Raw genomic sequence first — 23980 nt, 5'->3', positions numbered from 1 at the left:
TGCCTATTTGCGCCTAATTCTCTGTCGGAAATAGGCAATTTTACCGCCCCAAGATCGAGCCAAACCGAAATTTCATTTTGGGTGCGTTCGGAATATGTTTGTTCAACCGCTTGTTCACAAAGCCGAAAAACCCAACGATCAGCAAGGTTACCAGAATGAAATACACCGCAACGATGGGATAAGCGACGAAGGGGTTGAATGTGTTTTCCGCGAAGTAATTAGCATAGTACAAACCATCCCCTTGCCGCCGCCACGCTGGAAAGCCTGAAAAGAAAATCAGCGCAGTAGAGTGGAACAGAAAAATCGCTTCGTTCGAATATGACGGCCAGGCCAAGCGCAACATGGTTGGAAACACGATGCGGCGAAACTTTGTTTTGCCGTTCATACCATAGGCATCCGCAGCCTCGACATCGCCTTTGGGAACGGCGCGCAAGGCACCTGTAAAGATTTCAGCGCTATAGGCAGAGGTGTTTAAGAACAACACAATCAACGCCCCCAGCCATGCTTTGGTCAACCAGCTCGTTTGAGCAGACAAGACCATAAAGCCAAGGTCCCATTCAAAGCCCATGCGCGGAATTTGAACGAACAACTCGTAAGCGAAAAAGAATTGGATAAACAGGGGCGAACCGCGAATGATAAAGACGAAGAAATCGGCGGGCATACGCAATATCGGACCCGCGTTCACGCGGGCAAAGGCAAGGGCGGTTGCCAGAAAGAACCCCAAAATAATGGCCACAAATGCGAAATACACATTCCACAACATGCCACTGCCGATCAGCACCACCTGATCGCAAAAGGTGATGTCAGTCTTTGGCAACAACCGCTCACCATAGCCAAAGGCCCGCAGCCCATAATCCCAAAAGGTTTGCGCACAACTCATGTTGCCACCGCCATGCCGCGTGACGCACGTTTAAAGATGCGATCAAAGACGCTTTGGCTGATCAGAGTGAGGAGCAGGTAAAACACCAACAGCGCAGCAAAATACCAAAGCCGCCAATCAGGGTGGGCATAGGTGTATACTTGGGTTTTCATACCGCCCAATTCTTTGGCCCAGTACACGATGTCCTTGATTCCAAGCAAGAACAGCAGAGGTGTCGCTTTGATGAGGATCATCCAAAGGTTAGACAAGCCTGGAAGAGCATAAACCCACATTTGCGGCATGTGGATGCGCCAGAACACTTGGCGTTCGCTCATTCCAAAGGCCTGCGCGGTTTCGAGTTGGCCTCTGGGAACGGCTTGCAAAGCGCCATGCAACGTGTTGGCGGTAAAGGCCCCAAACACGATGGCAAAAGCAAAGACGGCCAAGGAAAACCCCCAGATTTCGTGATAAATCTGGTCAGACGCCCCAAGAGGCATCTTTGCGGCCTGACAGACCACAAAATCGTTACCTTGGTAAACGGGTTCCAGCACATCGCCGCATTTCACTTTGTGCCGGATGTATTCAACGGCCTGATCAATGGCGATGGGAAAGAATAGAAAGAAAACAATGTCAGGGACGCCACGGACAATGGATGTATAGCCAAGGCCGAACCAGCGAAACGGCGCGAACTTTGACCGACGCGCCAAAGCGCCCATAAACCCCAGAAACAGGATCGGCGGCACAACCGCCAACAGCAGCGCCATGACAGTCAGGACGCTGGTGTACATCGCCGCATGTTTGGGCGTGGTGAGGTAGCAAGAGAGCCACGTAAGCCCCTCAAGGCTGCGCGGATCGGCGCAATATTCAAACATGGGCGTTTGACCTGACTACGTGGTTAACATCAAAAAAAGGGTAGGGCGGTCGAACCAACGACCGCCCCAATGGTTTTACCACTGCGGAGTGTCTTCTTTGAACCACTTCGCGAGCATTGTGTTCAATGTGCCGTCAGCTTTCATGGAGTCGATTGCTGCGTTCATTTTGGCCTTCAATTCGCCATCACTTTCGCGCATGCCCATTGCAACGCCACCACCGATTGACACGTCTTCGCCAACGAATACCAATTCGCCGCCGCTTTCAGCTACGATCGGTGCGAGAAAGTCTTTGTCCGCCAGAACCGCGTCTGCTTCGCCGTTTTTGATAGCCGCGATGGATTCATCAGGTGTTGCGAATTCAACAAGTGTCGCACCAGAAGCAGCAACGTGGCCCGCTTGGATTGTGTTTGTTTGTGCCGCAACGATCCCTTTTGTCAGATCAACGGAGCCACCAGCCAACGCAACGTAGGAAGATGGGGAGCCTGGGATGTATTCGTTTGTGAAATCAATCACTTCGTCGCGTTCAGCTGTTACAGACATGCCTGCGATGATTGTGTCATAGTTGCCAGAAACGAGGTTCGGGATAATGCTGTCCCATTCGTTAGTGACCCATGTGCATTCCAGTGATGCGCGTTTGCAGATTTCGTCGCCCAGCTCACGCTCGAACCCATCAACTTCGCCTTTGTCGTTGATGAAGTTGTAGGGAGGGTAGGCGCCCTCAGTGCCCATGCGCACTGTTTCTGCGAATGCTGCACTTGTTGCCAATGCGGACACTGCCGCTGCCAAAAGTAGTTTTTTCATGAGATTTCTCCTTGGTTGAACTTAGTGGGTTGAGCTTAAGAATTGCTGCAACCTCGTTGATTTTGTATTGTTAAACACCTCATCGGGTGTGCCTTGTTCTTCGATCACGCCTTGATGAAGGAAGATCACATGGTTCGCAACATCGCGTGCCATTTTCATATCGTGCGTCACCAGAAGCATTGTGCGCCCTTCGGCGGCCAACGCACGAATTACAGCCACGACTTCTGCTTCTGTTTCAGGGTCGAGCGCCGAGGTGGGCTCATCAAACAGCATGGCAGATGGTTCCATTGCCAATGCCCGTGCAATAGCGGCCCGTTGTTGTTGGCCCCCTGAAAGCTGCGAGGGATACATGTCCGCTTTGTCGCCGATCCCCACTTTGTCGAGCAAGGCGCGCCCCAATTTTTCAGCATCCGCTTTTTCACGGCCAAGAACAGTCACAGGGGCCTCGACCACGTTTTGCAAAATGTTTAGGTGAGACCAGAGGTTAAACTGTTGGAACACCATAGAAAGATCGGTTCGAAACCGGCGAACTTGATCTTTGTCTTTGGGTTGACGATCCGCGGAGTCACGGGTCCACGACACTGGTTCTCCGCCAATAATGATGTCGCCCTGTTGCGCAGTTTCGAGAAGATTCACACAGCGCAGCAGCGTGCTTTTGCCAGAGCCTGATGAACCAATAAGCGCAATAACATCGCCTTTGTGAGCAGTCAGATTGACGCCCTTGATTACTTCAAGATTGCCATAACTTTTGTGAATGTTCCGCAATTCGATTACGGGTGTTTCCGCAGAAGCGTTGTCTTGTGTCACTGGAAAATCCAAACTGGCGTGTCGAGTGGCGACAACGTGACTCCGCAAGCGGCCTATGTCAATGCAAGAGTGAGCCCGATGAGCACTTTATTTACATGAGAAATAGTGCGCAAATTGTTGTTTTTATGTCGTATTTTTAAAAATTAGGGTGCGTTTCGCTTGCCGTCACGGCATCTTTTGGAGCAGTATTTGACATCGTCCCAAACGTCTTTCCACTTCTTGCGCCAAGTGAACGGGCGCTTGCAAACGACACAGGTTTTTTGCGGTAAATCAGACTTTTTCATTTGCATCCATCGCTTTGAAAAACCGTGTTGAATCGGATCGCACGGCTTGGCGTTTTTCGTCGCTCATACGCGCCCAAGATTTGAACACTAAACCCATCCGAGGATTGTTGCGCAACGTTTCGCCATTGCGATCAAGGAAGTCCCAATAGAGGTAGTTAAACGGGCAGGCGTCTGGTCCGTTTTTCTTGCTCACTTTGTACCTGCACGACTTACAATAATCGGACATCCGATTGATGTAAGCACCACTCGCTGCATAGGGCTTTGATGCTAGTAAGCCATTGTCCGCAAACAAAATCATGCCAGATACGTTGGGCAATTCCACCCATTCGAAAGCGTCAGCATAAACCAACAGATACCATTCATTCACCTCATCAGGGTGCAACCCCGCCAATAACGCGAAATTGCCCAGTACCATCAGGCGTTGAATGTGGTGCGCGTAAGCGTTTTCTTTGGTTTCCGCTACGCATTGGCGAAGGCAATTCATCTGCGTGTCTGCCGTCCAATAAAACTCGGGCAGGGCGCGCGTGGCGTTCAACGCGTTTTGCGATTTGTAGTCAGGCATTTTCAGCCAATAGATACCACGAACGTATTCTCGCCAGCCGAGTATTTGTCGAATAAAACCTTCAACCGCATTCAAGGGGGCCGCGTCTTTGTGGTACGCGTCTTCAGCTTTCTGGATACATTCAAGCGGTTCCAAAAGACCGCAGTTCAAATAGAAACTGATATGGCTATGGAACATCCAAGGTTCACCTTGGACCATGGCGTCCTGATAATCGCCAAAATTTGGCAACCGATGTTCGATAAACTCTTCCAAAACCACAAGGGCTTGATCGCGAGTCACCGCAAAAGGGAAGGGGTGAAGATCACCAAAATGGTCGGCAAATTCCGCTTCAACCAAGTCCAATACGTCCTGTGTGACGGCATCAGGTTCAAACTAAGTGGGTTGTGGTATGCGCAGGCCATCTTTTGCAGGTTTGCGGTTCTCTGCATCATAATTCCACTGGCCACCAATCGGATCGGACCCGTCCATCAGGATGTTATATTTGCGCCGCAAGTCGCGATAGAAATATTCCATTCGCAACTGCTTGCGTCCTTCGGCCCAAGAGTTGAACGCCTCTGTCGATGAAAGAAACCGATCATCGTCGCGCAGTTCAACGGAGGCATCGACGTGATCTGCCCAAGTTTCAAACTCAGCTTTCAAGCGGTATTCACCAGGGGAGGTGACGACAATTTGCTGTGCGCTTGTGTCTCCCAAAATCCGTTCAACCTCACCTTTGAAAGAGCCTGTGTTGTCTTTGTCATCGTAACGTGTGTAACGCACGTCAAAGCCACGATCTGTAAGCTCTTGAGCAAAGTGGCGCATGGCAGCGAAGATCAGCGCGATCTTCTTTTTGTGATGCTTAACATAAACCGCTTCTTCGCGCAGTTCGCACATCAGGATAACGTCGCTGGACGGATCGGCATCAGCCAGGCTCGACACCGTGTGGGACAGTTGATCGCCAAGAACAAGGATAAGCCGCATCACATTGATTTCCGTATTGAATTCATATTCCGTGATATGGGGCAATCAGCGGTGATTTCCAGTCAAGAGGGTGCTGGTTTGTGCTGGCTTTGGTGTTCAGTCTCAATTTGATAAATTACGCATAATTAATATTATGTTAATATTTATACTGTATGATATCAGTTATTTACGCCTAATTCGCTGTCCAACCGCCATCTATGGGCAAAGACGCTCCTGTGATTGACTTGGCTGCATCGCTGCACAAAAACACAGTTAATGCTCCCAGCTCGTCTAATCCTACGAAGGATTTGGTTGGCTGCGCTGCGAGTATCACGTCTTTGACCACTTCGTCTTCGGTGATGCCGCGCGCCTTGGCGGTGTCTGGGATTTGTGCTTCGACCAACGGTGTGCGCACGTAACCTGGGCAAATGGCGTTGCACGTGATGCCATCCTGTGCCGTTTCAAGCGCTGTGGTCTTGGTCAGCCCAAGAATCCCGTGCTTGGCTGCGACATAAGCAGATTTGAACGGTGAAGCGACCAGCCCGTGAGCGGAGGCGATATTGACAACCCTGCCCCAGCCAGCGGCCCGCATGTGCGGCAATGCTGCGGCTGTGGTATGAAATGCGCTTGTCAGATTGATTGCGATGATCGCATCCCATTTATCCGTTGGGAATTCATCAATTGGGCTGACGTGTTGGATACCTGCGTTGTTTACAACGATGTCGACACTGCCAAGCTCGGATTTCGTCGCGTCGATTAGGGCACGAATTTCAGAACCATTGGTCATATCAGCGCCATTATACCGCGCTGTGACCCCATATTTCTGTTCTAAATCAGCGCGTTGTGCTTCGATTTCTTCGGCGTCTCCAAAGCCGTTTAACATAATATTTACGCCTGACGCGGCCAAAGACTCCGCAACGGCCTTGCCAATTCCGCTGGTGGATCCTGTGATTACTGCGGATTTACGCATGAGATTTCCTAGCTTTCCAGAATGACATTTGGGGCGATATCCGCCGGATCAATGATCAATTCGATCAGCGCGCCATTGGGTTTGGTGGTTGCCGTGGCAAAGGCCTCGGCGAAATCTTCGGTTTTTTCGATCCGTGTGCCCCAAAACCCATAGGCTTTGGCCAATTGTACAAAGTCAGGGTTAACAATTTCGGTTCCTGACGGACGGCCTACATAACGGCGATCTTGGTGAAGGCGTATTGTGCCGTAAAGTCCGTTGTTTAGCACCAGAATAATCGGTTGCAGACCGTTTTGCAGCATGGTGCCAAGCTCTTGGGATGACATCTGAAAATCTCCGTCCCCTGCGAAGCACACCACCTGCCTGTTCGGATGCACCGCTTTGGCGGCAATGGCAGCGGGCAGCCCTGCCCCCATTGCGCCTGCTTGTGGTCCCAAAAGACGCTGGTTTTTGTGGAACTTCAGAAACCTGCCAGACCAAATGGAAAAATTGCCAGCCCCGTTGGTGATGATCACATCGTCATCCAATACATCGCGCAGATGGGCGCAGATTGGTGCCATATCCACTGCACCTTTGGCGGGTTTCGGCGACAAAACCGTTTCATGCGCCGCTTTGATCTGCTTTAAGTTTTCAGAGCAATCAATTGAAACCAATTCATTTAATGCCTTTAGGAAAAGCTCTTGTTCAGATTGAATCGCAACATCTGCCTGATAGATTTTGTTGATTTCATCGGCGCTACGATGACAATGAATGATCTGCTGTTTGGGGTTTGGCACATCAAGGATGGTCCAACCGTCTGTCAGGATTTCACCAAAACGAATATTCACAGCCAAAATCACATCGGCATTTGTTAGCGCATCGCGCAGGTGGGGTGGCATCCCAAAAGAGGCGTCACCGATGAAGTGTGGACCGCGATTGTCGATCAAATCTTGGCTGCGAAAAACAGTGGCCACTGGGATATTTGTCTTTTGTGCAAAGGCATTTAGCGCATTTCTGCTGGCCTCTGTCCATCCGCCGCCGCCAACAACCATGATGGGTGATTTGGCGCTATTTAACAGGTCCGCGGCGTCCTGAACGGCTGCGGGATCGGGCGCAGGACGGAAAGGTTTTATCGGGCGGCATGGGGTGGCGTCTGTTGTGTCCGTCAGCATGTCTTCGGGCAGAGAAACAACCACTGGACCTGGACGGCCAGAGGTTGCCATTTGAAAGGCCCGCGCGACGATTTCCGGGATGCGATCAGGGTTGTCGATCTCTGTCACCCACTTTGCCATTTTTCCAAAAAATGCTCTGTAATCAACCTCTTGAAAGGCTTCACGGTCGCGCATGTCGCGGCCGATTTGGCCGACAAACAGGATCATTGGGCTGCTGTTTTGCATGGCCGTATGAACGCCGATGGACGCATTGGTGGCCCCTGGACCGCGGGTCACAAAGCAAATGCCGGGTTGGCCTGTTAGTTTGCCGTAAGCCTCGGCCGCGAAAGATGCGCCGCTTTCGTGCCGTGTCGTGATAAGTTTAAGTTGATTTTGAACATCGTAAAGCGCATCAAGCACCGCGAGATAGCTTTCGCCAGGAATCCCAAAGGCCGTATCAACCCCTTGTTCCAAAAGACATTTTACGAGTAACTCGCCGCCTGTTCTGGTCATTTTGGCCCCTGCCCTTTGCGCGTTTCGATTTTGTAAACTTTGTTCAAAATGTGTGACAGACCTCACTTAATTTTCAACCCGAAAATGTAGATTACAGTAAGCCAAACGCGAAAGCGAATGACTTGCAGGTTTGGGGCTCAGTTCTTCCCGGTTCACAATGCCCCAAACCTGCGTTAACTCTTTTCAAAACCCACGCAACACCGAAATGCAAACGACCCAGAACTATGGGTGCAAACAGTATGGGTGTCGTGTTGGGTTTTCTGAGGCTGCCAAAAGTAAAGATCGTTGCGTTCAGACTAAATTTATTTAGCGTGGCGCCATGACATCCAAAAAATCCGACGCCCTTCACCAAATTGAAACCTATTTTGATCAAGGTCGGTTTCAGTCTGAGTTGGCGAGACTCGTTTCGTTTCAAACCGAGAGCCAGACGGGCGAAGCGATGCCTGCGATGGTGTCGTATCTGAACGACGGGATTGCCCCGCGTTTGGCGGCCATTGGGTTTGACTGCACCACCTGTGACAACCCTCAGGCCCACGGTGGGCCGATTATGGTGGCCGTTCGGGAGGAGCGCCCAGATTTACCTACTGTGCTGATCTATGGCCATGGGGACGTGGTGCATGGACAGGCCGGGCAATGGGATAACGAGATGGACCCCTATACCTTGCGCGAAACCGATGATCGGTATTTCGGGCGCGGTGTTGCAGACAATAAGGGGCAGCATTTGATCAACATTGCCGCGCTTGAGGCTGTTTTGGCTGTGCGCGGGGCGATGGGGTTCAACGTGAAAATCCTGATGGAAATGTCAGAGGAGATCGGCTCCACTGGCTTGGCCGAGTTTTGCGCGCAAAACCGCGAGATGTTGGCGGCGGATGTTTTGATCGCCTCTGACGGGCCGCGTGTGGTGGCAGACACCCCTACCCTGTTTCTGGGATCCCGTGGGGTGGTGAATTTCGATTTGAAAGTGACCTTGCGCGACGGGGCGAACCATTCAGGCAATTGGGGTGGATTGTTGCGTGATCCTGCAATGGTGTTGGCCCAAGCGCTGGCGTCCATCACAGATGCAGATGGGCAAATCCTGATCCCTGAATGGCGGCCTGACAGCTTAACAGATGAAGTTAAGGCGGATTTGGCGGCGATCCCTGTTGAGGGAGATGGAATTGATCCAAGCTGGAATGAGGCGGGTCTGAGCACGGCGGAAAAAGTGTTTGGATGGAATTCATTCGCGGTGCTGGCGCTGGATCATGGGGAGCCAGAAGCACCGCAAAATGCGATTGCTGGGTCGGCGCGAGCAACGTGTCAGCTGCGGTTTGTGGTTGGGACAGATGAAGCGGATATCCTGCCTGCGTTGCGGCGGCATTTGGATGCAGGTGGGTTCGCATCGGTTGAGATCGAATGTGTTGAGGGCGTTGCCCCTGCCACGCGCAGCAATGCGGATAATCCGTGGGTGCAGGCCGTTGCGGCATCGCTGGAGGATGTTATGGGCAAAAAGCCCCATATCTTGCCGAATTTAGCGGGCTGGATTCCGAACCATTGTTTTAGCGAGGTGCTGGGGATGCCAACGGTTTGGATACCACACTCCTACAAAGGCTGTTCGCAACATGCGCCAAATGAGCATGTTTTGAAGGATATATGTCGCGATGCGCTGCGGGGGATGGTTGGGGTGTTTTGGGATATTGGGGGAAGATCAGGCCTAACGCGCCGAGACCGTAGAAAATCTGCAACGGAAATCTGAAAACAAATTCTTGATTGTTGATCTGCGCACCAAATTGGCCTTTTCTGCGCATGTAATACAGGAGAACACTTTCATGAAATGTCCAATTGATGGAGCAACGCTGTCCATTGTTTACCGCGACGAAATCGAGATTGATTATTGCCCAACCTGCCGCGGTGTTTGGCTAGACCGTGGCGAGTTGGACAAGCTGATTGACCGCGCTTCTGTCAGCGCCCCTGCCCCCGTTCATCAACATATTGTGACGCAAGTGAAAGAGCCGAAGAAATACAAAAAGAAGAAGAAAAAGGGTCTGCTTGGCGAGATTTTCGACTTTTTGGATTAACACGGTTGTCCTGACAAAAAATCTTTCAAAATTCTCCAAACCACTTAGGATTTAGGAACTTTTTTTTGAAAGGCACTAATATGGACCCTGTTCTTGTTAAAATCATTGAAGACGAAAAGCCGAAATCGATCTTCGCTGTTATTGAAAGCAGATTAAAGTCTGTTGCCAGTATTATCGGATCGCTCACGATAATTAGTGGCGTTGTCTTGTCCGCCTTAAGTATGAGTGGGGCAGAAGGGCAGCAAGCTGTTAACTCCTTTTTTAACAACGGCAAAAAGTTATTTGGATTGAACAAGAGCAAAGATCCTGTCGTGAGTGACATTGTTGCGATTGGAGCCCCTGAGACTGTACTTGGCTTGGTAGGGTGGTCATTTCTTGGAAACAATAACAACAAGGAAGGTTGGTATTACCCTGCATTAAAAAATTTGGATATAGATGAATTTCAAGGCCAAATCGTAAAACCCAAGACAGATATGTATTTACGTGAAACTTGGATGTCTGTGGCCAACCCTAGCCCAACAGCGATTGGAACCATCAAAGTTAAAAACGACTATGACCAATGCCTGCGCGTACTTGATACAAACGTAAACAGTGACTCAGGCAGCATTTGGCTGAAAGGTGAAAAAGTCGACTGTACTTAAACGAAAAAGCCCCGCATGCTGGCGGGGCTTAATCTGTAACTTTGGGTCTAAATTCTAGCAATAACTAAAAAATTAGCCACCCATTGTTTTCGCAACTTCCGCTGCAAAGTCTTCTTCTTTTTTCTCGATGCCTTCGCCAACTTCGAGGCGAACAAAGCCGAGGATTTCTGCGCCTGCGTCTTTGGCGGCTTGGCCTACGCTTACGTCAGGGTTGATCACGAAAGACTGGTTCACAAGGGTCACTTCGCCGAAGAATTTCTTCATGCGGCCTTTGATCATGTTTTCGATGATGTTTTCTGGCTTACCTGACTCGCGGGCTTGGTCTGTGAGGATTTTTTCTTCCTTGGCCACAACCGCTGGGTCGAGGTCTGCTTCGGACAGGGACTGTGGGCGCGGGTCAGCGGCTGCTACGTGCATGGCCACTTGTTTCGCGAAGGCTTCGTCGCCGCCTTTGAGTGCTACGAGAACGCCGATTTTGCCCATGCCGTCAGCGGCTGCGGTGTGGATGTATGTGCCCACAACATCGCCAGACACTTTGGCCATGCGGCGCACGGACATGTTTTCGCCGATTTTGGCGATGGCGTCTGTGACCACTGTTTCAACTGTTTTGCCGTCGATGTCAGCCGCTTTGAGCGCGTCAACGTCATCAACAGACAATGCAGCATTGGCAATATCAGCAACCATGGATTGGAATTCTGCGTTTTTACCAACAAAGTCGGTTTCTGCGTTCACTTCGACCGCAACACCAACGCCGTTTTCAACTTTGACCGCAACGAGGCCTTCAGCCGCTGTACGGCCAGATTTTTTCGCCGCTGTTGCCAGACCTTTGGTGCGCAACCAGTCCATGGCTTCTTCCATGTTGCCGTCTACGGCTGTGAGCGCTTTTTTCGCGTCCATCATGCCTGCGCCTGATTTTTCGCGCAGTTCTTTAACGAGTGCAGCTGTGATAGCCATCTTTATCTCTCCTAAATAACAGGGGGTTGGGGGCGCGTGATGCACCCCCAATTATTTTGTGCGTTGAGGCCGACTTAGGCTTCGGCGACAGCTTCTTCAACAGGGGCTTCTTCGGCTGCGCCGATGTCGATACCTGCGGAGCCCATTGCGGATGCCATGCCATCAAGGGCTGCGCGTGCAATCAGGTCTGTGTAAAGCGCAATGGCGCGTGCCGCGTCATCGTTGCCAGGGATCGGGTAGTCGATGCCTTCTGGTGCGGAGTTGGAATCCAGCACAGCAATCACAGGAATGCCCAGTTTGTTGGCTTCTGCCACAGCGAGGGATTCTTTGTTGGTGTCGATTACAACGATCAGGTCAGGTGTGCCGCCCATTTCGCGAACGCCGCCCAAGGATGCTTGCAGTTTGGCCTGCTCGCGTTCCATGCCCAACAATTCTTTCTTGGTCAGGCCGGATGCGTCGCCTGCCAGTTTTTCATCAAGCTGCTTAAGGTGCGCGATACGCTTGGACACTGTTTGCCAGTTTGTCAGCGTGCCACCGAGCCAGCGGTGGTTCATGTAGTATTGTGCGGAACGCTCAGCGGCTTCTGCAACGGCTTTGGAGGCTTGACGCTTTGTGCCTACGAACAAGATACGGCCGCCTTTGGCAACTGTTTCGCGTGTCACTTGCAGAGCTTGATCCAAGAGAGGAACAGTCTGTGTCAGGTCAAGAATGTGAATGCCATTCCGCTGGCCATAGATGTACTGACCCATACGTGGGTTCCAGCGGTGTGTTTGGTGGCCGAAGTGTACGCCTGCTTCGAGCAGTTGGCGCAATGTAAACTCTGGTAGAGCCATTGTAGTTTTCCTTTTCCGGTTTCGCCTCAGCGGGAGAAGGGCATGTGCCCAACCGGTGGAGTTCGTAAGGATTTCTCCCCTACCAACCCGCAAGTCCCGCCTGTGGATTTAAGTGAGGGCCGTATAGGGGGGATTGGGGGGCGTGGCAAGCATTATTCTATGCCGTTTGCTTGCATCCAAATCCGAAGTTTAATTATGCGGGCAATTGCGATGTAAGTGATCAGCAAAAGAATGATCAATGACGCGATTGGGTCAACGAGCGAACTGATCCGATAATAGGACCCTTCATGCAAATTTATGAAACCAGAAAAGATCACCATTCGATATAAGAAGCCTTCGCACACAAACAACACAGTAATAATGAGGCTGTCGCGCCATGTTGCGATCAACAGCTCCCATGGTGGATCAATTTTTGCGCTTAACTCTGTTTCTTTGGCCCGCCCGTAAAGGGACATCGCATAAATGCCAAAGGCAATCGCGGCACCCATTGCAACAAAAAACAAGCCGGTGCAAATACGCTGAACCATTGGGGAATTAAGAAATTGAATAGCTTCCACTTTAAGCCTCCTGATTTGTATGGATATTGATTAGGAAGAAATATCGTTCAAAATGACCATATTAAGGGGATGATGACAATCTAGAGTGTTACGATTTCTTGCAAATGAAACCAAACCCTTGTCCAGGTCCTGCCGTACCTCCATACATTTATTGTATCGGTTCCGTCCTTTGGTACATCGTTGGCAGCTCTGATCGCGTTATGAAGGCGGCGCATGATGTGCGTTTGGAAGGATTTATGGGTTTTGGCTTTTGCGGAACGGTTTGATTTGAGAGTCTTATAACTTCGCTCAGTGTTGAGGTCTAAGTTTCGGGTTTAACGAGGATTTTCTTTCATCATCTTCATTTTTTAGGCGAAGTATTTCTTGACGTGTTGCTTGGCTTTTCTAATAAAAGTAGAGGCGACGGATTTTTTAGAATTTTAACTAGAAAAGCTAATTTATTGGGGACAAAAAATGGCCGATAAAACAAAAACACTCGACCAAGAAACAGCAGCTGTTTCAGCGGCATCAAATCCCGATGTTATAGCAAGTTCTGACGGGTCATTGTTACGAACGTCGGGCGATGCCACGGTAAATCGTAGGGGCGTGATGCAATGGGGGCCTGTAGCAAATACGATCATTGCCATGTGTGCTCTCGCCACCTTTGTTTTTATGGTGTTGAACGATAGAGCTGCCCGAAACAAGACATTGGTGTTTGAATGGCAACGAACGGTTGTTTACGACATGCTGATTAAATCTGCGAAACGCGGAGACACAAGTATGGGTTTTGAAAACATTCAAAAAGACTATATTACGGCTGCATCAGCGAGTATGACGCCGCAAATTGAGCGAAAATTTCTTTCTGATACGGAACTAAAACGCGTGCTTTTGGACTTGATCACATCAGGGGCAATTATTTCCCCCAAAGTGGACCATTATGCTGTCGCTGTGAGCGAAACGCATGAAGACTATACAAACACTGTTGCCTACTTTTCGAACCTGCACAAAAAGGCACGAAGAATGGAAGAAACGCAAAAAGTTGTTTTTAAATTGATTGCGGACAATGGAGGAACTGCAACGTTGAAAGATGTTGAGCGAGCCTTGTTCAATCAATACCATATTCCCAAAACGCGAGCGCATTCTATTTTGTTGCAGCTTGAGCAAGCTGGTGTGATCCAACGAAATACACAAGGCGACGAGTTTCGCTTTTTCGTATTACTGCAAGATTACAGCACAAAAAAGATACCGGGAGCCGACTACAATAGCGGTGGTTTAGGCGCACCTGAGCAATAAGGTTGTCGGGAAAGCATCAGTCATCCCCTTGCATTTTGGAAGCTTTCGGGTCAATTACGCCCTATGACCTCCCCTGCCCCAATCCATTGTATCGGTTCCGTTTTGTGGGACATTGTTGGCCGCTCTGATCGCCATATGAAGGCGGGGCATGATGTGCCTGGGCGGATTATTCGAATTCCTGGTGGCGTTATGATGAACATCGCCATGGCGCTTCGGATGCATGATGTGCCTGTGTCTTTGCTCACCTCCCTCGGTGCGGATCCTGCGGGGCGGGATTTGTTGCAAGAGGCCACGCAGCGGGGCATGGAAACGGCATTGGTGCATATTTCTGACAGCCATCCAACAGATCAGTATATGGCGATTGAAGGCAGTAATGGCCTGATTGCAGCGATTGCAGATGCGCATTCGTTAGAGGCCGAGGCCGATGCGGTGATTGCGCCAATGCGTGATGGACGTGTGGGCACGGTGGATGCGCCGTATGATGGGATGATCGTCTGTGAAGGTAATTTGCCACAAGCCACGCTGGATTACATGAGCGGGGCTGCGGAGTTTTCAATGGCGGATGTGCGGCTTGCCCCTGCTTCACCCGGTAAGGCAGAGCGGTTGAAGCCGTTTTTCAAGCATTCGAAAGCCACGTTTTACGTGAACCTGATTGAAGCGAATATTCTGTTGGGCACGAAATTGGCCACCGCGCCAGAGGCCGCAGCCGCAATGGTTGATGCGGGTGTGTTTCGCGCAGCCGTAACGGATGGGCCAAATATGACCGCGATTGCGGATGATCGCGGTGTGCAATCGGCCCTGCCCCCTGCTGTGACAGTTTTGCGCGTGACGGGGGCCGGTGATGTGTTTATGGCAAGCCACATCGCAGCGGATATGCGCGGGTTGACTGGAGCTGAGGCTCTGGATTTTGCGCTGACCCACACAGCCACCTATATTTCGACGGAGACATCGCTATGACATTGCCCCTTACTTATTCAGATGAAGTGCGCGCCGCGCTTGATGCGGGCAAACCCGTTGTGGCGTTGGAAAGCACGATTATTACGCATGGCATGCCCTACCCTGCCAACCTTGAAACCGCGCGCGGTGTTGAAGATGTGGTTCGTGACAACGGCGCGGTGCCTGCGACGATTGCCATTATTGATCACGAAATTCACATCGGTTTGTCGGCGGAACGCTTGGAATGGCTTGCACAGGCGAAAGACGTGATGAAGCTGAGCCGTGCGGATTTGGCCTTTGCAGTGGCGCACGGCCGCACGGGCGCGACAACAGTTGCTGCCACGATGATTTGTGCTGCGCTCGCAGGGATTTCTGTCTTTGCAACAGGTGGCATTGGCGGGGTGCATAAAGGTGCAGAAGACACGTTTGACATCAGTGCTGATTTGCTGGAACTGGCCCAAACCCCTGTGACAGTGGTCTGTGCGGGGGCCAAGGCCATTTTGGACCTGCCCATGACGATGGAGGTGTTGGAAACCAACGGCGTGCCTGTGATTGGGTATCAAACAGATGTTCTGCCAGCGTTTTGGTCGCGCGAGTCTGATATTGCGATCCCTTTGCGCAGCGACACGGCCGCAGCGATTGCAGCGGCGCATCAAATGCGGGCCACGTTGGGTTTGAAAGGCGGGCAATTGGTGGCCAACCCAATCCCTACTGAGGCAGAGCTGTCACGCGCGTATCTGGAACCGATTATCGCGCAAGCGGTAAGCGAGGCCGAAGCGCAGGGGATTGCCGCCAAAGGTGTGACGCCGTTCCTGTTGGGCCGTATTGTCGAGTTGACAGAAGGTAAATCGCTGACCGCGAACATTGCGCTTGTGCGCAACAACGCCAAACTGGCGTCAGAGATTGCCGTTTCACTGGCATGACACTGTTGCGCCAAATCGAAGCTGGCATTGAGCAAGGCAAAGTGAAGGCACATTTGGTGCGCAAAGCGCTGGCGGATAAGGATATCAACACGCGCGGGTTGGGATATGCCGTGATGGCCGAAGCGCATTTGCGCGCTGTCATGGTGGATTTCAAACCCAAGGCAGGCGATCCAGCAGCGTGTTTTGAGTATTTGCAGGATTGCATTGCGCTCGATCTGGAGTGGGATGAGGATTACGCCCATTCGCGTGAAGATGCGCTTTATGAATTGTCAGGCGTGCTGGATCCTTTTTGGGCGCAAAATGGCGTTGGTCTAAAAGTTGCTGAGTTTTGGGCCCAAACCTCCGACGTTATGCGTGGGCTTAAAGGGGACGACGTGGCCGTATTTTTGGAAGGCTGCGAGATGGACGCGGCGTTTGAGGCGGCAATGAAAGACTGGGCGGATGATCCGAAATTGGCAGGTTTCGTGCCTGCATAAATCGGACCATCCCACAAAAATCAGGTTTTGTTTCGCGGTTTGGGCACGTCGCCCTTCCCAGCAGGCCAACCTTCGCGTTGTTTTGAACGATCCCCATCTGTTTCTTCAGTTTGGTCGTGAAACAGATGCACTTGTGTTGGGTATGGCATATCAATGCCTTCGTCATCCAAGCGCATATACACAGCCTGCAACACGGCACCAAAAGTGTGTATTTGGCTGGCACGGTCAGATTTCGTCCACCACCGCAATCGCACGATATTTGCTGAATCTCCAAGGTCTACGGGTATGGTTTCAGGCTCTGGATCAGATATGACGCCTTCTACGCTTTTGCAGGCTTCTAACATGAGTTCGCGGGCGCGTTTCCAATCATCGTTGCAACCAATTCCGATATCATATTGCGAACGGCGGGTTTCAAAGGCGGTGTTGACCACAACGCTGTCGGTATAGATTGAGGTGTTGGGGATAACCACACGTCGGCCATCATAGGTTTTGATCAATGTCGCGCGTGTTTCGATTTTTTCAACCGTGCCTTCATGGCCGCCTGATACAATTTGATCGCCCACTTCAAACGGTTGTCGCAGCAAAATTAGAATACCTGCCAACATGTTTTGTAAGATGTCTTTGAACGCAAATCCGATTGCGACGGAGCTGACACCGAGACCCGCAATCAAATCGCCGGGGGTAATGGTTGGCGCGACAATCGTGACGGCCAACATAAAACCAACGATGACGATGGCCCATCGGATCAAAGAGCCGCCCACCTCTGCCAAGCTGGGGCGGTCCTGATTGCGGGCCATTCGTTGGACCAGTTTACTGATCAAAGAGGCGGCAAACCAGAATATTGCAAATACGATGATCGCAACCAAAAGGTTCGGTAAGAGTTTAAACAAACCATCAAGCCAGGCGTCGATCTTATCGAAAATTAATCCTGGATTTGCATCTACTTCTTCCATCGAAATTCCTTATATGTAACTTACAAAAAACGTTAAGTGCTTCGGTGATCATGCGCAATGGCGTTGCATGATTTTGTCCAATCGCTTAGGTGAGAACCCTAATCTTCGCAGTGGAAATGTGTCGTGTCTAAGAAACCTATTCGTACTAAACGCAAACAGGCCGGTTTGATTTCACGTCTACGCGGCAATTTTTTAACTGGGCTCGTAATCGTGTTGCCCGTGGCGCTGACGATTTGGATGATCTGGGCGTTTATCGGATTTGTGGACAGTTCTGTGCTGCCGCTGGTGCCTGAAGGGTACAAACCATCGTCTGGGTGGCGTGGATATGGTGTGATTGTGTTCTTGGTGTTCACGACCGTTGTGGGGTCGTTGACCAAGGGTATTTTCGGCAAACAACTGTTGAAATACATCGAAAGTCTTGTGGATCGGATGCCGATTGTGCGCACGATTTACAACGGTGTGAAGCAGATTGTTGAAACGGTTTTGAACCAGTCCAACACCAGCTTTGAAAAAGCCTGCATGGTGGAATATCCGCGCCGTGGGATTTGGGCGATTGCTTTTGTTTCGACTGCGACCAAGGGCGAAGTTCTGGCAAAATCAGGCGAAGAGGAAATGATGTCGGTGTTTTTGCCAACAACACCGAACCCCACATCGGGCTTTTTGCTGTTTGTGCCCAAACAGGATGTGGTGATTTTGGATATGGATGTGGAAGCGGCGGCCAAGCTGGTGATTTCTGCGGGGTTGGTGATGCCCCCAACCAAAGAAGAAATTGCAGCGGGTAAAGCCAAACCACGGGTCATTAATCAAAAATGATCGGCGCAGCGACGACTGGGTTTTTCACGGGGTTTTCCCTGATTTTGGCGATTGGCGCGCAAAATGCGTTTATCCTGCGCCAAGGGTTGTTGCGCAGCCATGTGTTTCCGCTAGCCTTGTTTTGCGCGGTATCTGATGCGATTTTGATCACCGCGGGTGTTGCGGGATTTGGCGTGGTGGTGGAACGCATCCCGTCCCTGCCCTTGATTATGTCGCTCGCTGGTGCTGCGTTTTTGTTTGTTTATGGTGGCCTACGATTTTGGGCAGCCTGGGGCGGTGAATACGCGATGGAGCTGTCGGGCGAGAGCATGGGATTGCGTGCGGCCCTTGGGGTTGTGTTCGCGTTTACCTGGCTGAACCCGCATGTGTATCTGGACACATTGGCCCTGATCGGAGCGGTCAGCACGCAATATCAAGGGGATGAAAAGATCGCCTTTGGCGCTGCGGCGGTGCTGGCGTCTTTTGTGTTTTTCTTTGGTCTTGGGTACGGTGCACGGATATTGGCGCCGATCATGCAAACGCCGTTCACGTGGCGGGTGCTGGATGTGATCATAGGCTGCGTGATGTGGATGATTGCAGTTGGGTTGGTGTTGAGTTTAGGGGCGCATTAATCGCTTAGAAACATCGTGTCCATTTCTTTTCGATCATAGTCCAATAACCAATCATTGAACTTTTTATACGCTCCTGCCAGTTTTTGTTTATTCATAGCAATAACGTCCATACCGCGATCATCATACGCATTAACGGCAACAGCATTATCGAAATCTACCAAAAATGTGGAATGACCATCTGCTGCGGGCATAATCATCATCTCTGAAGCAATATCAAGCCACAATAGCTCCGTAATCTGCTCCGGTTCTGTAATTTGATTTAAAAACCAATAATCGACGTCCTCGCCAACTTCTTCGGAGCTTTCATCAATAGCAAAGTCATAGTTATTTTTGTTAAATTTTGGGAATATTCCACCCAAACGGCTTAGGTCTGAGGATGTACCCTCTTTGTTGCCCCAACAGACGGTAACGGCATACAATTCTTTTGAAGGCTTAAAAACAAACTGAGCAATTTCATTTGCTCTAGAATGCGCCTGCAGAAAACGTCGGATGGGATTAGCAAAGCTAATTTCTCCACCCAATTCAAACCGCAGTCCAAAGTCAAATTCATAGAACATACCGTTGGGGAAGTCATGCCTGCCAAATGTTTGTTCTAGCCGATCTTGCCAGCCTGATTTTTGCTGAATTTCTTGAACCAAATGCCTACCCCTCACACGCCTTCCGAATGGCCTTCATATTCTCGCCATAGTGCATGGGCGTGCCACCTTTGAAAACGGCCGAGCCTGCAACCATCGCATCCACGCCAGCGGCCCATGCGAGGGGCGCGGTGTCGGGGGTTACGCCGCCGTCGATTTCGAGCCAGATGGGACGGTCGCCGATCATTTTACGCACGCGTTCCATTTTCGGGAGTTGGTTGTGCAGGAACTTTTGCCCGCCAAAGCCGGGGTTCACGGTCATGATCAGGATCAGGTCGATTTTATCGAGGCAGTATTCGATCACGCTTTCGGGTGTAGATGGGTTCAGCGCTACCCCTGCCTTGCAGCCCAAGGAGCGGATGTATTGCAGTGAACGATCCAGATGCGGGCCTGCTTCGGCGTGGATGGTGATGATATCGGCCCCTGCTTTGGCAAAGGCCTCTAGATACGGGTCCGCGGGGGAAATCATCAGGTGGCAATCCATCACGGTTTTGCAGTGCGGACGCAGGGCGGCGACCACATCTGGGCCGATGGTGATGTTGGGGACAAAATGGCCATCCATCACGTCGATATGCACCCAATCGCAGCCTTCGGCCTCGATCGCGCGGACTTCTTCGCCCAAGCGGGCAAAATCGGCGGACAGAATAGAGGGAGCGATTTTCAGATTACGGGCGGGATCAAATTCGAGAGGCATGGCAGTGTCCTTTGTAGCTCGTGTTTCTGATAGGTGAAAACGCGGCCCGCGAAAAGGCCGCGACGTAGGGTTTTTTGAACAATTGGTGGACCTCTGCGCGGGCTGCCCCCTAGGGTTGATGCAATTCATGAAATTTTGGGAGGAATTCACATGACTGTACGCAAGGCATTAACGTCTCTGGCCCTTGGTATGAGTGTTATGGCAAGTCCCGTTTTAGCAGATGGACATGGGAGTAGCGCCGTGAACCGCATTGATACGCAGCGCCCTGATGCGCCGGAATTGGCCGCCTATGGCGCGCATAAAGTTGGTGTTCGCACGATGACGATCACCAATCCAGATCAGATCGACATTCTGGCCATTGATCCAGCGGCGCCAAAACCTGATCCGATGCCGACGTATGATCGCGAATTGACGGTAGAGGTTTGGTATCCAGCGGCGGCGGATGCGACGGGCAATACGGTTTTGACGGCGAACTTGCGCGATGGAAAGACGCAAGTGCAATTGCAAGGGCAGGCCATGCGCGATGCGGCCCCTAATGCGGGGAAATTTCCGCTGGTGATGATCAGTCATGGGTATCCAGGGAACCGATATTTGTTGAGCCATTTGGCCGAAAATATCGCGTCCAAGGGGTATGTTGTTGCCTCGCTTGATCACAAAGACAGCACCTATGCGGATCAGGCTGCTTTCGGGTCTACTCTTGTGAACAGATCGCTGGATCAATTGTTCCTGCTTGATCAGATGGCTGCCATGTCTGCGGGAGATGGGTTCCTGAGCCGGATGGTGGATGCGGATAATACGGCGCTGATTGGCTATTCCATGGGAGGCTACGGCGCGGTGATTACGGCGGGTGGCGGTGTCACAGCTGGTGCTGCGGCAGCGCCATTTGCGCCCCACGGTACGCTGAACATTCATGTGGCGGGCACAGACACGCACAACGCCCTGCCCGATCCACGGATCAAAACGGCTGTTGCCTTTGCGCCTTGGGGGTTGACCTATGGGGTTTGGGATGCGGCGGGCCTTGCTAGTGTGCAAATCCCCATGTTGTTCGTGGCAGGGTCTGTGGATGATGTTTCAGGGTATAATCCCGGTATTCGCAGCATTTGGGAGGGTGCAGTGAATGTGGATCGCAGCCTACTGACATTTGACAATGCCAATCACAATGCGGCGGCCCCGATGCCTGCCCCTGCTGAGGCATTGCAAGTAGCAGATGGGGGCCTATCCCCCTATGATCATTATGCCGATCCTGTTTGGGATACGGTGAAGATGAACAATATCGCACAGCATTTCGTCACGGCGTGGCTCGGAAAATATCTGGGCGGTGATGCGGAAATGGAAGCGTATCTGGACCTGACCCCAAACGCCAATGACAGCGTTTGGGCGGTGAATGAAGATGGCACGTTCAAAGACGAACACACCCATTGGAAGGGTTTTCATAACCGCACGGCCAAAGGCCTGCGGTTTGAAGTTCTCCCTGCGGCTGACTAGGGTTCTGACCTAGGACGCCGCCACTTTCGGCCCAGATGGTTTGCGCCGTCTGGGTCGTTTGCCTTTTGGGCCTTTGGCGTTTGGATCAATCGCAACAATATTGCCGTTTGCATCCAGTTTTGACGTGCGCCGTTTGTGCCATGGCTTTTTGTTTGGATTGCCTTCGGGTTTTTCACCTTTGCCTGTAACTGCGCCGCCCCGACCGCCACGGCGGTTGTTTTTCGGTTTGGTTCGTTCAATCGGGCGATGCACGTTTGGCACAGGGGAACCATCTGCCATTTTGGCAGGGATTTTCATCTTGATGACTTTTTCAATGTCACGCAGCAGTTTCTGTTCTTCGGGGGAGCAGAAGGCCACGGCGAAACCTGATGCCCCTGCCCGCGCGGTACGGCCGATGCGGTGAACATAAGCTTCTGGCACATTGGGCAGATCGTAGTTTACGACGACTTCGACTTCGCGAATATCGATGCCACGCGCGGCGATGTCCGTGGCGATCAGCACGGGTTTGTCCCCTTTGCGGAACGCATCAAGGGCGCGTTGACGCTGGCCTTGGGATTTGTTGCCGTGGATCGCATCTGCGCCGATGCCCTCAGCGCCGAGTTTTTTCGCCACTTTGTCAGAGCCGCGTTTGGTGCGGCAGAACACGATGACCCGTTTGCCTGGATGCTGTTGCACCAGTTTGAAAATCGCGGTGGGTTTTGCGCCGTTTTCCATGTGGATCACGGTTTGATCAATGCGATCTGCGGTTTTGGAGACAACGTTCACGGACGTGTGGACAGGATCCGTGAGATAATCGTTTGCCAGTGATGAGATTTCTTTTGGCATTGTGGCCGAGAACAGCAGTGTTTGGCGTTTCTTTGGCATTTGGGACAGCAAACGACGGATCGCAGGCATGAACCCGATGTCGAGCATTTGATCGGCTTCATCGAGGACCACGGTTTCAATGCTTTTGAGGCTACACGCCTTTTGAGCAATCAAATCTTCGAGGCGGCCCGGTGTGGCCACTAGGATATCAACGCCGTCAGCCAGCTGTTTCTTTTGCTTTTTGATAGGCACACCGCCAATCACGAAAGCGGATCGCAGACCCAGCCCCTTGGAATAGGTCCAAATGGCATCGTTGATTTGTGTGGCAAGTTCGCGTGTGGGAGCAAGGATCAGCGCACGGATTTTGCGCGGACCGCTTGGGATGTTAGCGGACAGACGGTGCAGGATCGGCAGGGAAAAGGCTGCCGTTTTACCCGTGCCTGTTTGGGCGAGGCCGACGATATCGCGGCCTTCTAATACGGCGGGAATGGCCTGTGCTTGAATCGGTGTCGGGGTGGAATAATCGTTGTTGGACAACGTCTTAAGGATCGGCGCTGAAAGGCCGAGTTCGGTGAACGTCACGTGGTTCTCTTTCATGTGTGCGCAAGGGCAATACAATCAAGAAAGCTCAGCGCGGTTGAGGGCATATGGGCCCGTTCACCGCCTTACATAGAGATAACCCTTTGAAAGTCAACATCTTGCTGCGACGCAGCAATGACATTTATTTCAAACGGCGCATCAGGCTGGAAGTGTCCCAGCGCCCGCCACCCATTTTTTGAACATCGCCATAGAACTGATCCACAAGCGCCGTGACAGGCACAGATGCGCCGTTGTTATTGGCTTCATCGAGCACAATGCCCAGGTCTTTGCGCATCCAATCCACCGCAAAACCAAATTCAAATTCGTCTTTGAGCATTGTGGAGCCGCGGTTTTCCATTTGCCAACTGCCTGCCGCGCCTTTGGAGATCACGTCCAATACAGCTTCGCCGTCGAGGCCCGCTTTTTGGGCGAAGTGCATCCCTTCGGACAGGCCTTGGACCAGACCTGCGATGCAGATTTGATTGACCATTTTGGTCAGCTGCCCTGCCCCTTGATCGCCCATCAGACGGCAGGATTTGGCGAAACAGTTGATCGTGGATTCAACGCGGTCATAGGTGGTTTGATCGCCCCCACACATCACAGTGAGTTGGCCGTTTTCAGCACCCGCTTGGCCGCCAGAGACAGGCGCGTCGATAAAGCCAATTTTTTGGGACGCAGCCACATCGGCCAGTTCAATGGCAACGGTTGCGGATGTGGTTGTGTGATCCACAAAAATTGTGCCCTCGGCCATACCCGCCAGTGCGCCATCATCGCCAAGCACAACCGAACGCAAATCATCGTCATTTCCGACGCAGGCGAAAACGATATCAGCGCCTTGCGCTGCTTCGCGGGGCGTTTTTGCAGCCGTGCCACCGTGTTCGGTGCTCCAGCTTTCAGCTTTGGCGAAAGTACGATTGTAAACGGTGACATCGTGACCTTTTGCGGCCAAATGACCTGCCATTGGGTAACCCATGACACCCATTCCCAAAAATGCTAGTTTCGCCATAGTTCCAACTCCTGTATATC

The 23980-nt window shown here is 51.6% G+C and carries 25 protein-coding genes and 1 pseudogene; 10 read left to right on the top strand and 16 right to left on the bottom strand.

The features are described 5' to 3' along the window. Nucleotides 1-40: 40 nt before the first annotated feature. The 8 genes and pseudogenes from QBD29_RS09700 to QBD29_RS09665 form a co-directional block, all read right to left on the bottom strand. Nucleotides 41-880 (bottom strand): ABC transporter permease subunit, encoded by an 840-nt coding sequence (locus QBD29_RS09700; RefSeq protein ID WP_280097890.1) that lies wholly within the window; start codon nucleotides 878-880, stop codon nucleotides 41-43. Next, entirely contained in the window at nucleotides 877-1731 is an 855-nt protein-coding gene (locus QBD29_RS09695) for an ABC transporter permease subunit (RefSeq protein WP_280097889.1), read from the bottom strand. Before QBD29_RS09695 ends, QBD29_RS09700 begins: the two co-directional genes overlap by 4 nt. Nucleotides 1732-1806: 75 nt before the next feature. After that, nucleotides 1807-2532: a transporter substrate-binding domain-containing protein gene (locus QBD29_RS09690; protein WP_280097888.1), complete on the bottom strand. Its 726-nt coding sequence runs from the start codon at nucleotides 2530-2532 to the stop codon at nucleotides 1807-1809. A 21-nt stretch (nucleotides 2533-2553) separates the two neighbouring features. Further along, nucleotides 2554-3339 (bottom strand): amino acid ABC transporter ATP-binding protein, encoded by a 786-nt coding sequence (locus QBD29_RS09685; RefSeq protein ID WP_280097887.1) that lies wholly within the window; start codon nucleotides 3337-3339, stop codon nucleotides 2554-2556. 143 nt (nucleotides 3340-3482) lie between these two features. Next, a complete protein-coding gene (locus tag QBD29_RS09680) occupies nucleotides 3483-3629 on the bottom strand; it encodes a DUF2256 domain-containing protein (protein ID WP_280097886.1) in 147 nt (48 codons plus the stop codon). Continuing rightward, nucleotides 3610-5145, bottom strand: a pseudogene (locus QBD29_RS09675) (cryptochrome/photolyase family protein). The gene QBD29_RS09680 and the pseudogene QBD29_RS09675 overlap by 20 nt, the downstream one beginning before the upstream one ends. Nucleotides 5146-5317: 172 nt before the next feature. Further along, complete coding sequence (locus QBD29_RS09670) at nucleotides 5318-6094, bottom strand: 3-hydroxybutyrate dehydrogenase (RefSeq protein WP_280097885.1); 777 nt, start codon at nucleotides 6092-6094, stop codon at nucleotides 5318-5320. 8 nt (nucleotides 6095-6102) lie between these two features. Beyond that, on the bottom strand, nucleotides 6103-7734 hold the full coding sequence (locus tag QBD29_RS09665; RefSeq protein ID WP_280097884.1) for a thiamine pyrophosphate-dependent enzyme: 1632 nt from the start codon (nucleotides 7732-7734) through the stop codon (nucleotides 6103-6105). 319 nt (nucleotides 7735-8053) lie between these two features. On the opposite strand from QBD29_RS09665, the gene QBD29_RS09660 reads away from it, so the two are divergent. The 3 genes from QBD29_RS09660 (at nucleotide 8054) to QBD29_RS09650 (ending at nucleotide 10429) form a co-directional block, all read left to right on the top strand. Beyond that, nucleotides 8054-9466, top strand: coding sequence for a M20 family metallopeptidase (locus tag QBD29_RS09660; protein WP_280097883.1), 1413 nt, complete (start codon nucleotides 8054-8056; stop codon nucleotides 9464-9466). Nucleotides 9467-9539: 73 nt separating this feature from the next. Beyond that, nucleotides 9540-9788, top strand: a complete 249-nt coding sequence (locus QBD29_RS09655; RefSeq protein WP_280097882.1) for a zf-TFIIB domain-containing protein — start codon at nucleotides 9540-9542, stop codon at nucleotides 9786-9788. 80 nt (nucleotides 9789-9868) lie between these two features. Further along, nucleotides 9869-10429, top strand: coding sequence for a hypothetical protein (locus QBD29_RS09650; RefSeq protein WP_280097881.1), 561 nt, complete (start codon nucleotides 9869-9871; stop codon nucleotides 10427-10429). A 72-nt stretch (nucleotides 10430-10501) separates the two neighbouring features. On the opposite strand, the gene tsf is transcribed toward QBD29_RS09650, so the two are convergent. The 3 genes from tsf to QBD29_RS09635 form a co-directional block, all read right to left on the bottom strand. Then, complete coding sequence (tsf, locus tag QBD29_RS09645) at nucleotides 10502-11383, bottom strand: translation elongation factor Ts (RefSeq protein WP_280097880.1); 882 nt, start codon at nucleotides 11381-11383, stop codon at nucleotides 10502-10504. A gap of 74 nt (nucleotides 11384-11457) precedes the next feature. Next, the gene (gene rpsB, locus QBD29_RS09640; RefSeq protein ID WP_280097879.1) at nucleotides 11458-12216 is read right to left on the bottom strand and encodes a 30S ribosomal protein S2; all 759 of its coding nucleotides are present in this window, start codon (nucleotides 12214-12216) and stop codon (nucleotides 11458-11460) included. 152 nt (nucleotides 12217-12368) lie between these two features. Then, entirely contained in the window at nucleotides 12369-12773 is a 405-nt protein-coding gene (locus QBD29_RS09635; protein WP_280097878.1) for a hypothetical protein, read from the bottom strand. 453 nt (nucleotides 12774-13226) lie between these two features. Between QBD29_RS09635 and QBD29_RS09630 the strand changes: the two genes are divergently transcribed. The 4 genes from QBD29_RS09630 to QBD29_RS09615 all read left to right on the top strand — a co-directional run bounded on the left by QBD29_RS09630 (nucleotide 13227) and on the right by QBD29_RS09615 (nucleotide 16380). Continuing rightward, the gene (locus QBD29_RS09630) at nucleotides 13227-14045 is read left to right on the top strand and encodes a hypothetical protein (RefSeq protein WP_280097877.1); all 819 of its coding nucleotides are present in this window, start codon (nucleotides 13227-13229) and stop codon (nucleotides 14043-14045) included. Between the two features lie 63 nt (nucleotides 14046-14108). Continuing rightward, nucleotides 14109-15002 (top strand): PfkB family carbohydrate kinase, encoded by an 894-nt coding sequence (locus tag QBD29_RS09625; RefSeq protein WP_280097876.1) that lies wholly within the window; start codon nucleotides 14109-14111, stop codon nucleotides 15000-15002. Then, nucleotides 14999-15904, top strand: coding sequence for a pseudouridine-5'-phosphate glycosidase (locus QBD29_RS09620; protein ID WP_280097875.1), 906 nt, complete (start codon nucleotides 14999-15001; stop codon nucleotides 15902-15904). The genes QBD29_RS09625 and QBD29_RS09620 overlap by 4 nt, the downstream gene beginning before the upstream one ends. Further along, nucleotides 15901-16380: a hypothetical protein gene (locus QBD29_RS09615; RefSeq protein WP_280097874.1), complete on the top strand. Its 480-nt coding sequence runs from the start codon at nucleotides 15901-15903 to the stop codon at nucleotides 16378-16380. The genes QBD29_RS09620 and QBD29_RS09615 overlap by 4 nt, the downstream gene beginning before the upstream one ends. A 20-nt stretch (nucleotides 16381-16400) precedes the next feature. Here the strand turns inward: QBD29_RS09615 and QBD29_RS09610 are convergent, their stop codons facing one another. After that, a complete protein-coding gene (locus tag QBD29_RS09610) occupies nucleotides 16401-17333 on the bottom strand; it encodes a mechanosensitive ion channel family protein (RefSeq protein ID WP_280097873.1) in 933 nt (310 codons plus the stop codon). A gap of 123 nt (nucleotides 17334-17456) precedes the next feature. Between QBD29_RS09610 and QBD29_RS09605 the strand changes: the two genes are divergently transcribed. Together QBD29_RS09605 and QBD29_RS09600 are read left to right on the top strand one after the other, a co-directional pair. Then, a complete protein-coding gene (locus QBD29_RS09605) occupies nucleotides 17457-18146 on the top strand; it encodes a DUF502 domain-containing protein (RefSeq protein WP_280097872.1) in 690 nt (229 codons plus the stop codon). Next, nucleotides 18143-18757 (top strand): LysE/ArgO family amino acid transporter, encoded by a 615-nt coding sequence (locus tag QBD29_RS09600; protein WP_280097871.1) that lies wholly within the window; start codon nucleotides 18143-18145, stop codon nucleotides 18755-18757. Before QBD29_RS09605 ends, QBD29_RS09600 begins: the two co-directional genes overlap by 4 nt. Here the strand turns inward: QBD29_RS09600 and QBD29_RS09595 are convergent. Both QBD29_RS09595 and rpe read right to left on the bottom strand, forming a co-directional pair. After that, a complete protein-coding gene (locus QBD29_RS09595) occupies nucleotides 18754-19395 on the bottom strand; it encodes a DUF3885 domain-containing protein (RefSeq protein WP_280097870.1) in 642 nt (213 codons plus the stop codon). The two genes, QBD29_RS09600 and QBD29_RS09595, sit on opposite strands and share 4 nt — an antisense overlap. Before the next feature lie 4 nt (nucleotides 19396-19399). Next, complete coding sequence (rpe, locus tag QBD29_RS09590; RefSeq protein WP_280097869.1) at nucleotides 19400-20086, bottom strand: ribulose-phosphate 3-epimerase; 687 nt, start codon at nucleotides 20084-20086, stop codon at nucleotides 19400-19402. 150 nt (nucleotides 20087-20236) lie between these two features. Between rpe and QBD29_RS09585 the strand changes: the two genes are divergently transcribed. Beyond that, nucleotides 20237-21571, top strand: a complete 1335-nt coding sequence (locus QBD29_RS09585; RefSeq protein ID WP_280097868.1) for a dienelactone hydrolase — start codon at nucleotides 20237-20239, stop codon at nucleotides 21569-21571. A 9-nt stretch (nucleotides 21572-21580) separates the two neighbouring features. Here QBD29_RS09585 and QBD29_RS09580 read toward each other — a convergent pair whose 3' ends face one another. Continuing rightward, nucleotides 21581-22957, bottom strand: a complete 1377-nt coding sequence (locus tag QBD29_RS09580) for a DEAD/DEAH box helicase (protein ID WP_280097867.1) — start codon at nucleotides 22955-22957, stop codon at nucleotides 21581-21583. Between the two features lie 139 nt (nucleotides 22958-23096). Next, the gene (locus QBD29_RS09575; protein ID WP_280097866.1) at nucleotides 23097-23960 is read right to left on the bottom strand and encodes an NAD(P)-dependent oxidoreductase; all 864 of its coding nucleotides are present in this window, start codon (nucleotides 23958-23960) and stop codon (nucleotides 23097-23099) included. Nucleotides 23961-23980: the final 20 nt, after the last annotated feature.

Source organism: Amylibacter sp. IMCC11727 (assembly GCF_029854195.1).
GTDB lineage: Bacteria > Pseudomonadota > Alphaproteobacteria > Rhodobacterales > Rhodobacteraceae > Amylibacter.
The sequence above is the reverse complement of the archived record's forward strand: the minus strand, read 5'-3'. Positions and strand labels throughout refer to the sequence as shown.

What these genes read in the sequence shown, in the direction of transcription:
- QBD29_RS09680 (WP_280097886.1), bottom strand. Translation starts at nt 3,629, where the DNA reads ATGCAAATGAAAAAGTCTGATTTACCGCAAAAAACCTGTGTCGTTTGC.
- QBD29_RS09575 (WP_280097866.1), bottom strand. Translation starts at nt 23,960, where the DNA reads ATGGCGAAACTAGCATTTTTGGGAATGGGTGTCATGGGTTACCCAATG.
- QBD29_RS09655 (WP_280097882.1), top strand. Translation starts at nt 9,540, where the DNA reads ATGAAATGTCCAATTGATGGAGCAACGCTGTCCATTGTTTACCGCGAC.
- QBD29_RS09615 (WP_280097874.1), top strand. Translation starts at nt 15,901, where the DNA reads ATGACACTGTTGCGCCAAATCGAAGCTGGCATTGAGCAAGGCAAAGTG.
- QBD29_RS09665 (WP_280097884.1), bottom strand. Translation starts at nt 7,734, where the DNA reads ATGACCAGAACAGGCGGCGAGTTACTCGTAAAATGTCTTTTGGAACAA.
- tsf (WP_280097880.1), bottom strand. Translation starts at nt 11,383, where the DNA reads ATGGCTATCACAGCTGCACTCGTTAAAGAACTGCGCGAAAAATCAGGC.
- QBD29_RS09630 (WP_280097877.1), top strand. Translation starts at nt 13,227, where the DNA reads ATGGCCGATAAAACAAAAACACTCGACCAAGAAACAGCAGCTGTTTCA.
- QBD29_RS09660 (WP_280097883.1), top strand. Translation starts at nt 8,054, where the DNA reads ATGACATCCAAAAAATCCGACGCCCTTCACCAAATTGAAACCTATTTT.
- rpe (WP_280097869.1), bottom strand. Translation starts at nt 20,086, where the DNA reads ATGCCTCTCGAATTTGATCCCGCCCGTAATCTGAAAATCGCTCCCTCT.
- QBD29_RS09670 (WP_280097885.1), bottom strand. Translation starts at nt 6,094, where the DNA reads ATGCGTAAATCCGCAGTAATCACAGGATCCACCAGCGGAATTGGCAAG.
- QBD29_RS09695 (WP_280097889.1), bottom strand. Translation starts at nt 1,731, where the DNA reads ATGTTTGAATATTGCGCCGATCCGCGCAGCCTTGAGGGGCTTACGTGG.
- QBD29_RS09585 (WP_280097868.1), top strand. Translation starts at nt 20,237, where the DNA reads ATGACTGTACGCAAGGCATTAACGTCTCTGGCCCTTGGTATGAGTGTT.
- QBD29_RS09690 (WP_280097888.1), bottom strand. Translation starts at nt 2,532, where the DNA reads ATGAAAAAACTACTTTTGGCAGCGGCAGTGTCCGCATTGGCAACAAGT.
- QBD29_RS09650 (WP_280097881.1), top strand. Translation starts at nt 9,869, where the DNA reads ATGGACCCTGTTCTTGTTAAAATCATTGAAGACGAAAAGCCGAAATCG.
- QBD29_RS09600 (WP_280097871.1), top strand. Translation starts at nt 18,143, where the DNA reads ATGATCGGCGCAGCGACGACTGGGTTTTTCACGGGGTTTTCCCTGATT.
- QBD29_RS09625 (WP_280097876.1), top strand. Translation starts at nt 14,109, where the DNA reads ATGACCTCCCCTGCCCCAATCCATTGTATCGGTTCCGTTTTGTGGGAC.
- rpsB (WP_280097879.1), bottom strand. Translation starts at nt 12,216, where the DNA reads ATGGCTCTACCAGAGTTTACATTGCGCCAACTGCTCGAAGCAGGCGTA.
- QBD29_RS09610 (WP_280097873.1), bottom strand. Translation starts at nt 17,333, where the DNA reads ATGGAAGAAGTAGATGCAAATCCAGGATTAATTTTCGATAAGATCGAC.
- QBD29_RS09620 (WP_280097875.1), top strand. Translation starts at nt 14,999, where the DNA reads ATGACATTGCCCCTTACTTATTCAGATGAAGTGCGCGCCGCGCTTGAT.
- QBD29_RS09700 (WP_280097890.1), bottom strand. Translation starts at nt 880, where the DNA reads ATGAGTTGTGCGCAAACCTTTTGGGATTATGGGCTGCGGGCCTTTGGC.